The sequence below is a fragment of the Parafrankia soli genome, from assembly GCF_001854695.1.
GTDB lineage: Bacteria > Actinomycetota > Actinomycetes > Frankiales > Frankiaceae > Parafrankia > Parafrankia soli.
Genome location: NZ_MAXA01000255.1, coordinates 22,188 through 36,146, shown reverse-complemented (window position 1 = coordinate 36,146; position 13,959 = coordinate 22,188). Strand labels below are relative to the sequence as shown.

The 13,959-nt window shown below is 67.6% G+C and carries 13 protein-coding genes and 2 pseudogenes; 9 read left to right on the top strand and 6 right to left on the bottom strand.

The features are described 5' to 3' along the window. The coding region (locus BBK14_RS29285; RefSeq protein WP_116430174.1) for an SDR family NAD(P)-dependent oxidoreductase at nucleotides 1-290 on the bottom strand (290 nt) is incomplete at its 3' end. A 271-nt stretch (nucleotides 291-561) separates the two neighbouring features. Between BBK14_RS29285 and BBK14_RS29280 the strand changes: the two genes are divergently transcribed. Then, a complete protein-coding gene (locus BBK14_RS29280) occupies nucleotides 562-1,032 on the top strand; it encodes a VOC family protein (RefSeq protein ID WP_071066421.1) in 471 nt (156 codons plus the stop codon). Nucleotides 1,033-1,410: 378 nt separating this feature from the next. Here BBK14_RS29280 and BBK14_RS29275 read toward each other — a convergent pair. From BBK14_RS29275 to BBK14_RS29265, 3 genes and pseudogenes are all read right to left on the bottom strand, one after another. Then, nucleotides 1,411-1,605, bottom strand: a pseudogene (locus BBK14_RS29275) (NF041680 family putative transposase); the annotation flags it as partial. 140 nt (nucleotides 1,606-1,745) lie between these two features. Continuing rightward, nucleotides 1,746-2,318 (bottom strand): carboxymuconolactone decarboxylase family protein, encoded by a 573-nt coding sequence (locus BBK14_RS29270; protein ID WP_071066426.1) that lies wholly within the window; start codon nucleotides 2,316-2,318, stop codon nucleotides 1,746-1,748. A gap of 43 nt (nucleotides 2,319-2,361) precedes the next feature. After that, nucleotides 2,362-2,919, bottom strand: a complete 558-nt coding sequence (locus BBK14_RS29265) for a nuclear transport factor 2 family protein (protein WP_020464483.1) — start codon at nucleotides 2,917-2,919, stop codon at nucleotides 2,362-2,364. Between the two features lie 314 nt (nucleotides 2,920-3,233). On the opposite strand from BBK14_RS29265, the pseudogene BBK14_RS42470 reads away from it, so the two are divergent. The 8 genes and pseudogenes from BBK14_RS42470 to BBK14_RS29230 all read left to right on the top strand — a co-directional run. Then, nucleotides 3,234-3,692, top strand: a pseudogene (locus tag BBK14_RS42470) (IS110 family transposase); the annotation flags it as partial. A 211-nt stretch (nucleotides 3,693-3,903) separates the two neighbouring features. Further along, a complete protein-coding gene (locus BBK14_RS42465) occupies nucleotides 3,904-4,311 on the top strand; it encodes a transposase (protein ID WP_420849201.1) in 408 nt (135 codons plus the stop codon). A gap of 253 nt (nucleotides 4,312-4,564) precedes the next feature. After that, nucleotides 4,565-5,731 carry a sulfotransferase family protein gene (locus tag BBK14_RS29255; RefSeq protein WP_198541471.1) on the top strand — a complete coding sequence of 389 codons (1,167 nt, stop codon included), beginning with the start codon at nucleotides 4,565-4,567 and terminating at the stop codon, nucleotides 5,729-5,731. Between the two features lie 91 nt (nucleotides 5,732-5,822). Next, nucleotides 5,823-6,614 (top strand): SDR family NAD(P)-dependent oxidoreductase, encoded by a 792-nt coding sequence (locus BBK14_RS29250; protein WP_157904360.1) that lies wholly within the window; start codon nucleotides 5,823-5,825, stop codon nucleotides 6,612-6,614. Next, nucleotides 6,587-7,651, top strand: coding sequence for a hypothetical protein (locus BBK14_RS29245; protein WP_241831933.1), 1,065 nt, complete (start codon nucleotides 6,587-6,589; stop codon nucleotides 7,649-7,651). Before BBK14_RS29250 ends, BBK14_RS29245 begins: the two co-directional genes overlap by 28 nt. A gap of 222 nt (nucleotides 7,652-7,873) precedes the next feature. Next, the gene (gene cysD, locus BBK14_RS29240) at nucleotides 7,874-8,821 is read left to right on the top strand and encodes a sulfate adenylyltransferase subunit CysD (protein WP_071066418.1); all 948 of its coding nucleotides are present in this window, start codon (nucleotides 7,874-7,876) and stop codon (nucleotides 8,819-8,821) included. 16 nt (nucleotides 8,822-8,837) lie between these two features. Beyond that, complete coding sequence (gene cysN / locus BBK14_RS29235; RefSeq protein ID WP_071066417.1) at nucleotides 8,838-10,766, top strand: sulfate adenylyltransferase subunit CysN; 1,929 nt, start codon at nucleotides 8,838-8,840, stop codon at nucleotides 10,764-10,766. Further along, complete coding sequence (locus BBK14_RS29230; protein ID WP_083391331.1) at nucleotides 10,763-11,539, top strand: 3'(2'),5'-bisphosphate nucleotidase CysQ; 777 nt, start codon at nucleotides 10,763-10,765, stop codon at nucleotides 11,537-11,539. The genes cysN and BBK14_RS29230 overlap by 4 nt, the downstream gene beginning before the upstream one ends. Before the next feature lie 131 nt (nucleotides 11,540-11,670). Here the strand turns inward: BBK14_RS29230 and BBK14_RS29225 are convergent, their stop codons facing one another. Together BBK14_RS29225 and BBK14_RS29220 are read right to left on the bottom strand one after the other, a co-directional pair. After that, nucleotides 11,671-12,861, bottom strand: coding sequence for a cytochrome P450 (locus BBK14_RS29225; RefSeq protein ID WP_071066416.1), 1,191 nt, complete (start codon nucleotides 12,859-12,861; stop codon nucleotides 11,671-11,673). Between the two features lie 7 nt (nucleotides 12,862-12,868). Continuing rightward, nucleotides 12,869-13,834, bottom strand: a complete 966-nt coding sequence (locus BBK14_RS29220; protein WP_071066415.1) for a TIGR03621 family F420-dependent LLM class oxidoreductase — start codon at nucleotides 13,832-13,834, stop codon at nucleotides 12,869-12,871. Between the last annotated feature and the right edge of the window lie 125 nt (nucleotides 13,835-13,959).

Below are 13,959 nucleotides of genomic sequence, written 5' to 3'. Positions count from 1 at the left end.
AACCCGGAGACACCGGCGCTGGTCACGAGGATCCCGACCGGCCCGAGTTCGGCGCGCACCGCGTCGAACGCCGTGGCGACCGAGGCCCGGTCGGCCACGTCGACCCCGACCGCCACCGCCTTAGTTCCCTGCGACCGCAGACCGGCAGCCACCCGTTCGGCGGCATCGACGTCCTGGTCGAGTACGCCCACGTTCCGTCCCTGCCGGGCGAGATGCTCGCAGATCGACAGRCCCAACCCCGACGCACTGCCGGTCACGACAGCGACACAATTCAACCTACGCCTCCTCATTCCTCGTCCCTGCGGTAACGCAGGCCTTGCGCCCCGCCCCGCGGCGGCGGACCAGGTTCGCAAGATCCTCGGAGCTCAACTGCAGTGGCCCTGTACGTACGTATGGCTAAGGCTATACGTTTGTAAGACGATGTCTAGGGGGGAGTGCTGAGCCAGGCKGCGTCCTCACGTCTGAGGTGTCGCCCCAGAGGGCGCCCATCGGCCGCCGCTAGCACGGTGCGTGGCCGGTACGAGTTGGGTCGACGTCGACCCAAATAACAGGGAGCACAGGATGTCTGAATTATCAGAAGTCGCTAGTGACGTGGCTATATCCCACATCGGCCTCTGTGTGTCCGACTTCGACTGGTCGATACGGTTCTATGTCGAAGGGCTGGGATTTCGGCTCGCCGAGAGGTTCGACATCGGCGATTCCCTCGCTCAGCTGGCCGAGGTGCCGCCACCCATACGTTGCCGATCTCAGATGATCGTCAACGGCCAGACGAAGTTGGAACTGCTCGACTGGAAGACCCCGAGGCCAGAGGGCGCAGCCCTGACGACGCGGCGGCAGATTGGCTTCACCCATCTGTCGGTCTACGTCAACGATCTCGCTGCGGCCGAGGCACGCCTGGTGGCACTCGGCGCGACGCCGATCGAGTACACCCGAACGCACATCCCGATGCGCGACAGCGCGATGGACGTGCTCTTCCTGGCAGACCCCGACGGCATCCGCATCGAACTGGTGCAGGTGACGAGYCACCGCTGAACTAACGATCTATGGGGAATACCTATGCTTAAATCTCAACTCTATCGCCAAGAATGGGATCCGGCGCCGATCTTGTAGTCGAACCGGTGCTGGATGTTGATCAATTATTGGCAGCCAGCCGCGATCGTCGGGCTAGTGTGATCTTCTCGATCTTGGGGTCGTGTTGCCGCATCTGTCGAGCGTCGTGGTAAAGGAGGTCCGAGAGGGCAGCGGACGGGATTCGGCTGTGCCGTGCCGTGCTCGGACGGGGCAGGTGGCGTGTCCGCGGTGCGAGACAGCGCCGGCGAGGATGTATGGGCGCTATTGGCAGCGGCGGGTCGACGCGGCACTCGGCGGGCCGCGAGTTGTAGTTGACTCGCTGGTTCGCCGGTTTCACTCGTGGCCACGACGGTGCTCCGGGGTCAGCGTCAGGTCGACCAACGTCTTGACCGGGCCGTCGGTGCATAGCACGGCGTCCATTACCTCGAATACCACGTCCGCCCGGCGGGTCAGACAGTCGTAGAACTCCTGCCGGAAGCGACACGGCCTCCCCAGAGCCTCGACGCGTCCCGGTTCGTCCTGCACATCGCCCATCACGACCTTCGGTTTGATCACGGCTTCTTTGGCGAGAGCGCGATCTTTCGAAGATCGTTCCGCGTCACGATGACACGCCGACCCACCCCACAACACTAGCAGGTATCACGCGGTGTGACAGTTGGGGGTTAAAAATAAGCTTAGCTCGGTCGTAGATCGTCGTCGAGGTTAAACGCGAAGGAGTTCATCAGAAAGGCGGATGCCTCGAAGGCGCCGACTGTGAAGATGAGGTCCATGAGCTGCTGGGTGTCGAGTTCGGCGGTCAGCGCGGCCCAGGTCTCGTCACCGATTGTGCCGRCGTCGAGCAGCTCGTCAACGGCGCGCAGCAGTGCTGAGTCGAATGGGCTCCAAGCCGGATCGGCTGGCCCTCGGGCAATCTTCTCGATCTCCTCGTCGGTCAGCCCGGCCTCGCGACCGATGAGGACGTGCTGCGCCCACACGTAGTCGCATTTGCGTAGCGCCGCGACCCGCAGGACCAGCAGCTCCGTCTGCCGCTGGGCAAGGGTGGTCGCCAGCAGCACGTGACCGTTGAGCGTGAAGAACGCCCGCGCGAGGTCCGGGTGGTGGGCGAACGTCCCGAAGGCATTGCGGGCCTTCGGTCGGCTCTCCTGGATGGACCGCGTATGGYGCGGCTTCGGCGGTACCAGGGCGGCAAACGCATCCCGCATCTCCGCGGGCCATTTCTTGGCTGGGAGCGGTTCGATTCGGGCCATGTTCATCGGTCCTTCCATCGTTGATGTGCCGCGCCCGTCATCCTCACCACTTCTTGACCGGGGTCTTCTCCAGGTCCAAGGGCCGCGCATACGACGGATCGTTCTTGTCCCACGTTCCCTTGATGAAGCCTGTGAATGAGCCGGAGGAGAGTAGTGACGTGTCGCCGTTCATCGTCCACTCGAGGGTGCACCGCCGCAACGCGATCCTCCACACGCCGTCCCGCCGCTCGACGCGATCGAGGTATCTTCCTCCGAAGATGTGCACGGTCTTGCCGTCGCGGGAACGCATAGCACCGATGACGTAGCTTTCGCAGTGAGCCTCGTCGCCGTCGATCTCGCAGGTGTGGGTCGTGATGTTGTGCAAGTGATCGACAAAAACCGACGAGTGAGCCTGGTTGGCGTACTCGCCGTAGTCGGGGCCGAGCTTCACGACGGGCCCGTGCTCGTCRACTCCATCGTTGTGGTAGACGCTTGCCATAAGCTCGATGTCATGGCGGTCGTGACCGCGTGACTGCTTCATGACACAGTCGAGAATCGCGAGACGGTCCGTGACGTACCGGAGCTCGCGGCGAAGTTCCTTGAGCTCGTCCTCGACGGACATAGTGGTTCTCCCTCGTCGTCGCAGTCACTCCTGCGAGCAAGGTAACTGTGAGTCTGGTCGTGCGGCCCTGGCTGGGGTTGCTGTCAGGATCGGCGCCGATGCTCCGGCATGACCCGCAAGGTAACTGGCGACCTGGTCAGCGGTCTGCCGTGGCCCCGAGATGTCTGCTGGAGCGTCGGCGCCGGCCTGATCCACCCGTTGGCTTGATCAGCAGCTTGTCCGCCTGACCCGGCGTGACCCGTCGCAGTTCCGCCACGCGGTGTCTCCCAGCCCGGCCAACCAGGATCGTCCAGCCGGACAAGGAGAACACTCGCATGGCCCTGCTCGCGGACCAGATCGACGGCGTGATCGGGGTCGACACCCACCGCGACACCCTCGCCGCAGCTGCCGTGACCCCCGTCGGTGCCGTGCTCGTCAGTGCCGACGCACCCGCGAACGCCGACGGCTACCAGCGGCTGCTCGAACTCGCCCGTCAGCACGTTCCCGGCAGGCGGTGCTGGGCGTTGGAAGGCACCGGCAGCTACGGCGCGGGCCTGGCCGGCTTCCTCGACGCCGCCGGCGAATGTGTCGTCGAGGTCTGCCGTCCCAAGCGCCCGGTCCACCGCGGAGGCCGCAAGACCGACGCCCTCGACGCCGTTCGGGCAGCGCGCGAGGCCCTCGTCTCAGACCATCTGATCCACCCGCGCCGCCGCGGTGAACGCGAGGCCCTCCGGGTCCTGCTCGCCACCCGCGGCGCCGCCGTCCTCGCCCGGACAGCGGCGATCAACCAGCTCAAAGCTCTGATCGTGTCCGCCCCCGAAGCCCTTCGCGCGCAGTTGCGCGGCCGGACTGGCAAGCAACAGATCGCGGCCTGCCTGACGCAGGTCGCGTGCTCAACCGAGGACGTCGAGCACCGCATGACCGTGCGGGCGCTGCGGTGCACCGCCCAGCGGATCCAGACGTTGACCGCGGAAGCGAAGGAGCTCGAGAAGGAGATCCACCTACTTGTCCAGGCGATGGCCCGAGCTGTTGGCACTGGTCGGAGCCGGGCCGATCAGCGCGGCGCAGGTCCTTGTCGGCTGGTCGCACCCAGGGCGGTTCCGTTCCGACGCGGCGTTCGCCGCGTTCGCTGGCGCCGCTCCGATCCCCGCTTCCTCTGGCCTCACCACCCGCTACCGGCTCAGCCGAGCCGGGGACCGCCAGCTGAACAGGGCACTCCACACGATCGTTCTCGTCCGGGCCCGAGTCGACCCGGCGACCCGGGCCTACATCGCGAAGCGGACCGCTGAGGGAAAGTCCTCCCGCGACGCGCAGCGCTGCCTCAAACGCGCCGTTGCCCGCCAGGTCTTCAAGCTCCTGGAACGTAAGGAAGGATCAGCTGCCACGGCGTCCCGGGAACCCCACGCGGCTTGACAAGACATAGCAGCCTCGGGACAGGCTGTCCGAGCAGGTGCTGTACAAGCGTAATGCAGATGTGTTATACAAACGCATGGTCCCGATGGGGCTGGTTGGGCRCCACGACGTCTATTGCGATCCGTGGCAGGCGCGCCTCACAGCGGAACGGGTCGTGTCTCGCGTTCCGGCTCCTCGCGGACGACCGACGCCTGGTCGCGGAGAGTTGATTCAGGTTGACGGAGAGCAGTTTCTTGAAGAGAGGGAGGCTGGCGTGACACTCGATGTGGACGAATTAGTGGGGTCCGCGTGTGAGACTGCCGGTTCCGACGCCTTCGGCGAGGATGCCTGGAGGGAGGGTCTCGAACGGCTGGTCGACGCGCTGAACGGCGAGGCGGATCTGAACGACGTCGGCGTCGCCTTCGCCGGGCGGGAACTGAAGCAGCAGCTCGTCAACCGCCTCGGCATCATCGCCTATCGTCAGGCCAACCCCGAGGTCGCGGATGCCGACGTCGTACCGCCGGTCGCGATTGTCGGCCACGGCCGCACGGGCACCACGATCCTGCATGACCTGATGGCGCAGGATCCCGCCACGCGTGTACCGCTGACCTGGGAGGTCGACCGGCCGAGCCCGCCGCCCGAGACCGCGACCTATGACAGCGATCCCCGTATCGTCGCGGTCGACAGGCGACTCGCGGCAGTGGACAAGGTCATGCCTGCCCTGCAGGGCATGCATCCGATGGGGGCCAGGCTCGCTCAGGAATGCGTCTGCATCACGAACTCGGACTTCCGGAGCACATTGTTCGGCACCGAGTACCGCGTGCCCAGCTACGTCAAGTGGCTGCTGACTGAGGCGGACATGGCACCGGCGTACCGGTGGCACCGACAGTTTCTTCAGCATCTGCAGGCGCGGCACCCGGCGCAGCGGTGGGTTCTGAAGTCGCCAGGCCACATCTGGTGYCTCGGCGACCTGCTCGCCGAGTACCCGGGAGCACTCCTGATACAGACGCACCGAGACCCGTTGCGCACGATCGCCTCGTCGGCGTCGATGTTCGCGACGCTGCGGGGCGCCACGAGCGACTCGACTGACATTCAGGAAATTGCGGCCGAGTGGGYGGGCTACATTCTCGGGGGCCTCGACGAGTCGGTCAAGGCGCGCAGCGACGGCACCGTGCCTCCGGATCGCATTGTAGATGTTCACTTCGACCGGTTCATGGCCGATCCGTTTGGGACACTTCAAACGATCTACGAGCGGTTGGGTCTCGAGCTGACGCCCGAGATCGAACAGCGCATGCGCGCGTTCCTCGCCGAGAACCAGCAGGGAAAGCGCGGGGGACACCGCTACAACTTCGCGGCCACCGGGCTCGACGAGGCCGATCTGCGAGAGCGTGCCCGGTCCTACCAGGAGTACTTCGACGTGCCGTCGGAGGGCCTCCAGTGAACGTGATCCCGGAGCCTTTGCCCGCCGCTGTCCGGCAGCGCCCGGATGAATGCACCGGTCTGGCCGGAACTTTGGTGAGGGGACAGCGTCGATGAGCGATGGTCAGTCGGTGAACCAGGATGGCGGAACGGCGATGCTGGAGGGCAGGGTGCTCTTCCTCGCCGGCGCCGGGCCGCAGATGGGGGCCGCCACGGCGATGATCGCGGCCCGCGAGGGTGCGAGCGTGGCGCTGACGGCGCGCACGACCTCGACCGCGGAGACGACGGCGAAGGCAATCGTCGACGCCGGTGGGAAGGCGATCGCCCTGCAATGCGATCTCACCAGCGAGGAGGAGGTACGCGCGGCACTGGCGACGACCGAGGCGGAACTCGGGGCGGTCGACGCCGTCTTCTACAACGCGGCCTACTACGACAACCGGCAGGACTCCATCGACGTTGACGAGGAGGTCTGGGACAAGTCGATGGCGGTCAACCTCGAAGGCGCGATGCGAGTGGCCCGTCTCGTCATCCCCTCGATGGTCGAGCGGGGCGGTGGCTCCTTCGTGTTCAGCTCGTCGGCCGCGTCGATCGTCGCGGGTGAGACACGCTTCGGCTACCAGGTCTCCAAGGCCGGTTTGAACGCCGTCACGCGCTTCGTCGCCGGAAAATACGGCAGGAAGGGCATCCGCGCCAACGCGACGCTGCCGTTCGTGCTGGAGGGAAAAATCGGTGATGCCGCGGCGTCACTCAACTGCCTCGGACGGTCCCCGACCTCCGAGGAGATCGGCGAGGCGGTCGTCTTCCTGCTGTCGGACCGTGCCGCTGTGATCACCGGGCAGATCATCCACCTGGACGGAGGACTGTTCGCCCGCGCCCCGTGGCCGACACCCTCCTCGCGTCGATGAACACGCCCATCGACCTGACGGGTGGGCTCGACGACGAGCGGGAGTTCTTCCTCGCAGCACAGCCGGACGATCTGGAACTGCGCGACTCCGCCAGCTTCTGGGTCTATGACGACGCGGGCTTCGTCACCCTTCCGCGCTTCGGTATCGAGGCGATCGCCTCGAAGTGGGACTCCCACCAGTACCAGGCCAACGTCGCCTTCGCGGACGGACGGGTGTTCCGGGTGCGCGACAAGGGCGCCAGACATTCGCCGATCGGATCCGACGGACGGCCGTCGGTGCTCGGCGCCGGGCCACTGGAGTTCCGGACTGTGGAGCCGTTCCGTCGGCTGACCGCCAGCTTCGAGGGCGAAGCGGTGAAGACCTCGACCGCCGCCCTGCTCGCCGGAAACGGGGACGGCCCTCGGGTCGCCGTCGAGTTTCACGTTGAGGCCGTGCCGGTCGTTCCACCATGGATCAACGGAGCGTTGTCCTCCAATGCTGCTGAGGTGCTCGCATCGTCCATCGAGGGCGCCTTCCTGGGCGGTGCCCGGTACGAGCAGCTCGTCCGCGCGGAGGGTTTCGTGCGGGTCGAGGGCGAGGAGCACCGTTTCACGGGCACGGGCACCCGTGTGCGCCGCCAGGGTCACCGCGAGATGGCCGGTTTCTGGGGCCACTGCCAACAGTCCGCGGTCTTCCCGAGCGGCCGCGGCTTCGGCTACATCGCCCACCGCCCGCGTCCGGACGGCGAGGGTTCGTACAACGAGGGCTATGTGTTCACCGGCGACGGCAGCCTCGTACCCGCCCGGGTCGTCCGGGCTCCGTGGCTCACCACGCTCCAGGGCGGGACCGAGGACGTCTCGCTCGTGCTGGAGAGTGAGATCGGCACGATCGAGATCGGTGGCGAGACCGTCACGTCGGTCTTCAACCTCGGTGACCCCACCTCGCCGAACGCCCTGGCCGCGCTCGTCCAGGGAGGCGTCCGGTACACGTGGGACGGCGAAGAGGCGTACGGCGCGATCGAGCGCTCGACGCCCCCCAGGGAGCTCGTCCGGTTGTGACCGCCACCCGGCGTTTGTCCGGGGAGGCGCAGGTCCGGACCGCCTGGCGGGAACGACCCCGCGGGCGTCCTGCCATCTCCCGCACGGGCGCGCGGACCGGGGCCACGGACGTCCCGGTGCTGCTCCAGGACGAGCGCCGGTACGGGGGCCGGTACGGCCAGCACGGAGAGGAGACCTTCACATGCTTGAACTGCCCACCGTCCGCAACCTCATGGAGTGGACATGGACGAGGTAGCTGGCGTCGGGCGGGGCCGGTTCCTCCCGGCCGCGGGCCGTCCGAGTCATCTGCAGCGCCTGGAGAACGAGAGCATCCAGATCTTTCGCGAGGCTGTGTCGGAGAGCGAACGGCCGGTGATGCTGTACTCGGCGGGCAAGGACAGCTCGGTGATGCTGCACCTGGCGCTCAAGGCGTTCTATCCGTCGAAGCCGCCGTTCTCGCTGCTGCACGTCGACACGACGTGGAAGTTCCGCGAGATGTACGAGTTCCGCGACAGCCTGGTCCGCGACCTGGGCCTGGAGCTGCTCGTCCACCAGAACCCGGAGGCGCTCGCCCGGGGCGTCAACCCGTTCGACCACGGCTCCGCCCTGCACACCGACGTGTGGAAGACCGAGGGACTCAGGCAGGCGCTGGACAAGTACGGCTTCGACCTCGCCTTCGGTGGCGCGCGCCGCGACGAGGAGAAGTCCCGGGCCAAGGAACGGGTGTTCTCGATCAGGTCCGCGCAGCACCGCTGGGACCCGAAGGACCAGCGGCCCGAGCTGTGGCGGCTCTACAACGCGCGCCGGGCCCCGGGGCAGAGCGTGCGGGTGTTCCCGCTGTCGAACTGGACCGAGCTGGACATCTGGCTCTACATCCACCGGGAGAACATCCCGATCGTGCCGCTGTACTTCACCGAGCCACGGCCGGTGGTGGAACGCGACGGCGCGTTGATCATGGTGGACGACGAACGTATGCGGCTGCACCCCGGTGAGGTTCCCCGACTGCGTTCCATCCGGTTCCGCACGCTCGGCTGCTACCCGCTGACCGGTGCGGTGGAAAGCGAGGCGGCGTCCCTGCTGGACATCATCCAGGAAATGCTGCTCACGACGAGCTCGGAGCGCCAGGGTCGGGTCATCGACCACGACTCGTCCGGGTCCATGGAGAAGAAGAAGCATGAGGGGTATTTCTGATGGCGGGTGAGCGGTGATGGCGCACGCGACCGACGACCTCGTCACGACCGATATCGAGGAGTACCTGCGCCGACACGAACACAAGTCGATGCTGCGGTTCATCACCTGCGGCAGCGTCGACGACGGCAAGTCCACCCTGATCGGCCGGCTGCTCTACGACGCGAAACTGGTGTTCTCCGACCAGCTCGCGGCGTTGGAGTCCGACTCGAGGAGGGTCGGCACGCAGGGCGGTGAACTCGACTTCGCTCTGCTCGTCGACGGCCTGGCCGCCGAGCGTGAGCAGGGCATCACGATCGACGTCGCCTATCGGTTCTTCTCCACCGAGCGGCGCAAGTTCATCGTCGCCGACACCCCCGGGCACGAGCAGTACACCCGCAACATGGTCACCGGGGCGTCCACCGCCGACCTCGCGGTCATCCTGGTGGACGCGCGCAAGGGTGTGCTCACCCAGACGCGCCGGCACAGCTACCTGGTGTCCCTGCTCGGGATCCACCGGGTCGTCCTCGCGGTGAACAAGCTCGATCTCGTCGACTACTCGGCGGACGTCTTCGCGGCCGTCGAGGCCGACTACCGGGCCTTCGCCGCCCGGATCGGCCTGGAAGGCGACGCCGTCACCTGCATTCCGGCCTCAGCGCTGCGCGGCGACAACATCACCACTCCCAGCCCGAACACACCCTGGTACACCGGCCCGACCCTGGTCGGCCACCTGGAGACCGTCGAGATCGACGACGCCTCCGCCGCCGGCCCGTTCCGCCTGCCGGTGCAGTGGGTCAACCGGCCCGACCTGGACTTCCGCGGGTTCGCGGGCCAGATCGCCGGCGGGGTGGTCCGGCCCGGTGACCTGGTACGGGTGCTGCCCGGCGGCCAGGAGAGCACCGTCAGCCGGATCGTCACCGCCGACGGTGACCGCGCCGAGGCGGGTGCCGGTGACTCCGTCACGATCACGCTGACGGACGAGATCGACATCAGCCGCGGCGACCTGCTCGCGGCCGCGGACAGCCCCGCAGAGGTCGCCGACCAGTTCGAGAGCCACCTGGTGTGGATGAGCCCCGAACCGATGCTGCCGGGCCGGCCCTACCTGCTCAAGCTCGGCACCCGCACCGTGGCCGCGACCATCGCCCAGCCCAAGTACAAGGTCAACGTCAACACCCTGGAGCACAGTGCCGCTCGCACCCTGGAACTCAACGAGATCGGCGTCGCCAACCTCAGCCTGGACCGCGCCGTCCCCTTCGACCCGTACGCCGTCAACCGGGACACCGGCGGGTTCATCCTGATCGACCGGTTCACCCAGGCCACGGTCGCCGCCGGGCTGCTGCACTTCGCGCTGCGCCGGTCGCACAACATCCACTGGCAGGCCGTCGAGGTCGACCGGCAGGCGCGGGCGGCGCGCAAGGGCCAGCGGCCGGCGGTCGTCTGGTTCACCGGGCTCTCCGGAGCCGGCAAGTCCACGATCGCCAATCTCGTCGAGAAGCGGCTGCACGAGCAGAGCTTCCACACCTACCTGCTCGACGGCGACAACGTCCGGCACGGCCTGAACAAGGACCTTGGCTTCACCGAGGCCGACCGGGTCGAGAACATCCGCCGCATCGCCGAGGTCGCCAGGCTGATGGCCGACGCGGGGCTCATCGTGCTCACCTCGTTCATCTCGCCGTTCCGCGCCGAGCGGCAGCTGGCCCGGGACCTCGTGGGCGACGGCGAGTTCGTCGAGGTCTTCGTCGACACGCCGCTCGACGTCGCCGAGTCGCGTGACCGCAAGGGCCTGTACGCCAAGGCCCGCCGCGGTGAGCTGGCCAACTTCACCGGCATCGACTCTCCCTACGAACCACCCCACCACCCCGAGATCCGTCTCGACGCCTCCGGCGCCGTCTCCGCCGAGACCAACGCCGACCTCGTTGTGACCTATCTGCGGGACACCGGCCACCTCACCGCGGYGGACGAGACATGAGCGACGGACGAGACCTCGACGCCCGACGAGACCTCGACGGCGGGCAGGACCTGAGCGCCGTCGACGATCACACGCTCGCGGCGGCCCTCGCCACCGAGGCCGGTGACCTGCTGCTCGTCATCCGTGACCAGGGCGGTGCCATCGGTGACCAGCAGTCCAACCAGCTGCTGCTGCGCCGGCTCGCGCAGACGCGCCCCGACGACGCCGTGCTGTCGGAGGAGCACACCGACGACCGCGCCCGGCTCGGTCACGACCGGGTGTGGATCGTCGACCCACTGGACGGGACGCGCGAGTATGGGGAACCGTCGCGGGACGACTGGGCCGTCCACGTCGCCCTCGCGGTAGATGGTCGCCCTGCCGTCGGCGCCGTCGCGCTGCCCGCTGCCGACCTGGTGCTACACACGGGTGCACCGCCCGCGCTGCCGGCCCGGCCGCCCGGCCCGAACCGCCTCGCGGTGTCCCGAACCCGCCCACCCGCCTGCGTCGATCATCTCGTCGGGCGGCTGGGGGCCGCCCTGGTGCCCATGGGTTCCGCCGGCGCGAAGGCCATGGCCGTCCTGCGCGGGCAGGTCGACGTCTACGCCCACTCCGGCGGCCAGTACGAATGGGACTCCTGCGCGCCCGTCGCCGTCGCCGCGGCCGCCGGGCTACACGTCTCCCGCCTCGACGGCTCGCCGCTGCGCTACAACGAACCCGACCCCTACCTGCCGGACCTGCTCGTCTGCCGTCCGGAACTGGCCGGCGCCGTCCTCGACGCACTGCGAGACCTCTGATCGCCCCGGCGCCCCGGTATACCGGGGCGCCGACGCACCGAGCTACGGAGATGCGGCAAGGCGCCGTACTCGGGCCCGCGGTTCACCTCGGACCCGAGCCAGCTCGTTCGGTTCCGGTCTCGGGCCGAGGCTCAGCCGACGACGGCCGGCATGCTGTCCCAACCGCGCACCGTCGAGGCCGGCGACCGAACGGCGCGGTCGAGGTCGATCTCCCAGTCCGGCCAGCGATTCAGCACCTCGTCCAGTCCGATGCGGGCTTCCAGCCGGGCGAGCGACGCGCCGAGGCAGTAGTGGGCCCCGTGGCTGAACGCAAGGTGCTGGTCGATCTTTCGATGGATGTCGAACCGGTCTGGATCGGGGAAATGCCGCTCGTCACGGTTCGCCGCCGACAGCATGAGCAGTATCCGGCTGCCGGCCGGCACCGTCTGGCCGTGGTAGTCGGTGTCCTCGGCCACATAGCGTGCGACGTTCGGCGACGAGGTCTCGAAGCGCAGAAGCTCCTCGACGGCGTTCGGGATGAGGGATCGGTCGGCGGCCAGCTCGCGCCGGGCCGAGGGATCCTCGCCGAGGACCTTCCCCATCCAGCCGAAGAAACGGCCGGTGGTGTCGACGCCGGCGGCCGCGATCACCGCGAGGAATATCTGCAGCTCGTCGCGGTGCAGGCGGCGTACCGTCCCGTCGACGTCCTCGAACTCCACGGCGAGCAGCTCGGTGATGAGGTCGTCCGAGGGGTTCTTTTCGCGCCATCTCACGTATTCGGCGAATCCGTCGCCCGAGAAGTAGCTGTCCTTCTTCACGGTCAGTGGCTGCCCGTCGTTGTTGCGCAGGCTGCGGTGTGCCCGGTCGCGGACCGACGGCTGGTCGGAGTCGGGAATGCCGACCAGCATCCCGATGACCTGCATGGGCAGTTCGGYGCCGAGGTCGAGGAAGAAGTCGAACCGGTCGCCGCCGACCAGTGGGTCGAGGCAGGACTGACAGAACGCGCGGACCCGGTCCTCCAGAGCCTTCATCTTCCGCGGCGTGAAAGCGCGCGAGACCAGAGCCCGGTGCACAGTGTGCAGTGGCGGGTCCTCGTTGATGAAGATGCCGCGTGGCATTTTCGGGTCAGCCCGGATCACCTCGAGGATGTTGCCCTTTCCCGAGATGAGCCGCCGTGAGTCGCGGATCGCGGCGCCGACGTCGTCATAGCGGCTGAGCGCGTAGAAATCGTGGCGGTCGTTGTAGTAGAGTGGAGCCTCGTCGCGCAGCCGCCGGAAGACCGGGTACGGGTCTTTCGCGATCTCGGGATCGTACGGATCGAAGTACGGGGTTTCGCTGCTCATCGCCGCCTCATTTCCCCGCGAGTCTCTCGACGAGCGGCGCGAACGTCTCCATGGCGTTCTGCGGAACAGTGACGTAACTTGTGCCGAATTCCTTGCGGTTCAGTTCCAGGCGATGCGTCATCTCGTCGAGCGTTCCCACCAGGATGTTCGGGTGTGTGGGAAGAACCTCGGCGTCCWCGGAAATCCAGCCGGCGATGTCCCGGTAGGACTCCTCCGGTTTGTCGGTGGCGATCGTGAAGTACGGTGAACCCTCGATCTCGATGTCCGCCAGGCGTTCGCCGGCGGCCTGGCGGACGAGGGCGTAACGGTGGGCCGCCTCCTGTCGTGGGGTACGGCCGGCGGCGTTGACCGGGTCGAAGGGCACGTTGGAGATGCTGACGATCTCCGCCTCCCGGGCAGCCAGGGAGAGAACGCGCTTGCGGTTCCCGCCGACCATCAGCGGTGGCCGTGGCTTCTGCACAGGCAGCGGCAGCCCGCGGAAGCCGCTGACATCCACATGGGTGCCGTGCTGCTCGATCGGCTCGCCGGACCAGTGTGCCTTCAGCAGCGCGATGACCTCCTCCAACTTGTCCACCCGGACCGGGCCGGGCAGGAACGGGATCCCCAGCGCCCGATACTCGTTCTCCTGCAGCCCCGCCCCGATCCCCATCTCGAGGCGGCCCTCCGACAGCAGATCGATGGTCGCGGCCTCCTTCACGAGAGCCGCGGGCACGTGATAATCGATGCAGAAGACCCGGCAGCCGATCCGCAGCGTGCTGGTTACGGTGGCAGCGGCGGTCATCGCCGCGATCGGGGCGAGGTGCTGGGGCGGCATGCTGCACGCGCGGGCCGCCCGGCCGGGGCCCACGTAGTGGTCGGCGACGAACAGAGTCGCATATCCAAGATCCTCGGCCCTGCGGGCCAGGTCGAGCCATTCGCGGGCTGACGTCGCGCGCGTGCCCTGGACGGCAAAACGAAACGGTCTTCCGGTCATTGGCTCCACCTGATTCGGTACCCGAAACGCCGTGTCGACGCACGGCTGACGGAAGCGGGAGGTTGCCTGGGCGGGCGCCGGGCCCGCCCACGGGAGGTGACTACTCGCCGGCGCGGCGTCCGCAC

Coding starts and splice junctions, on each gene's coding strand:
- BBK14_RS29250 (WP_157904360.1), top strand. CDS start 5,823: ATGAGCGATGGTCAGTCGGTGAACCAGGATGGCGGAACGGCGATGCTG.
- cysD (WP_071066418.1), top strand. CDS start 7,874: ATGGACGAGGTAGCTGGCGTCGGGCGGGGCCGGTTCCTCCCGGCCGCG.
- BBK14_RS29230 (WP_083391331.1), top strand. CDS start 10,763: ATGAGCGACGGACGAGACCTCGACGCCCGACGAGACCTCGACGGCGGG.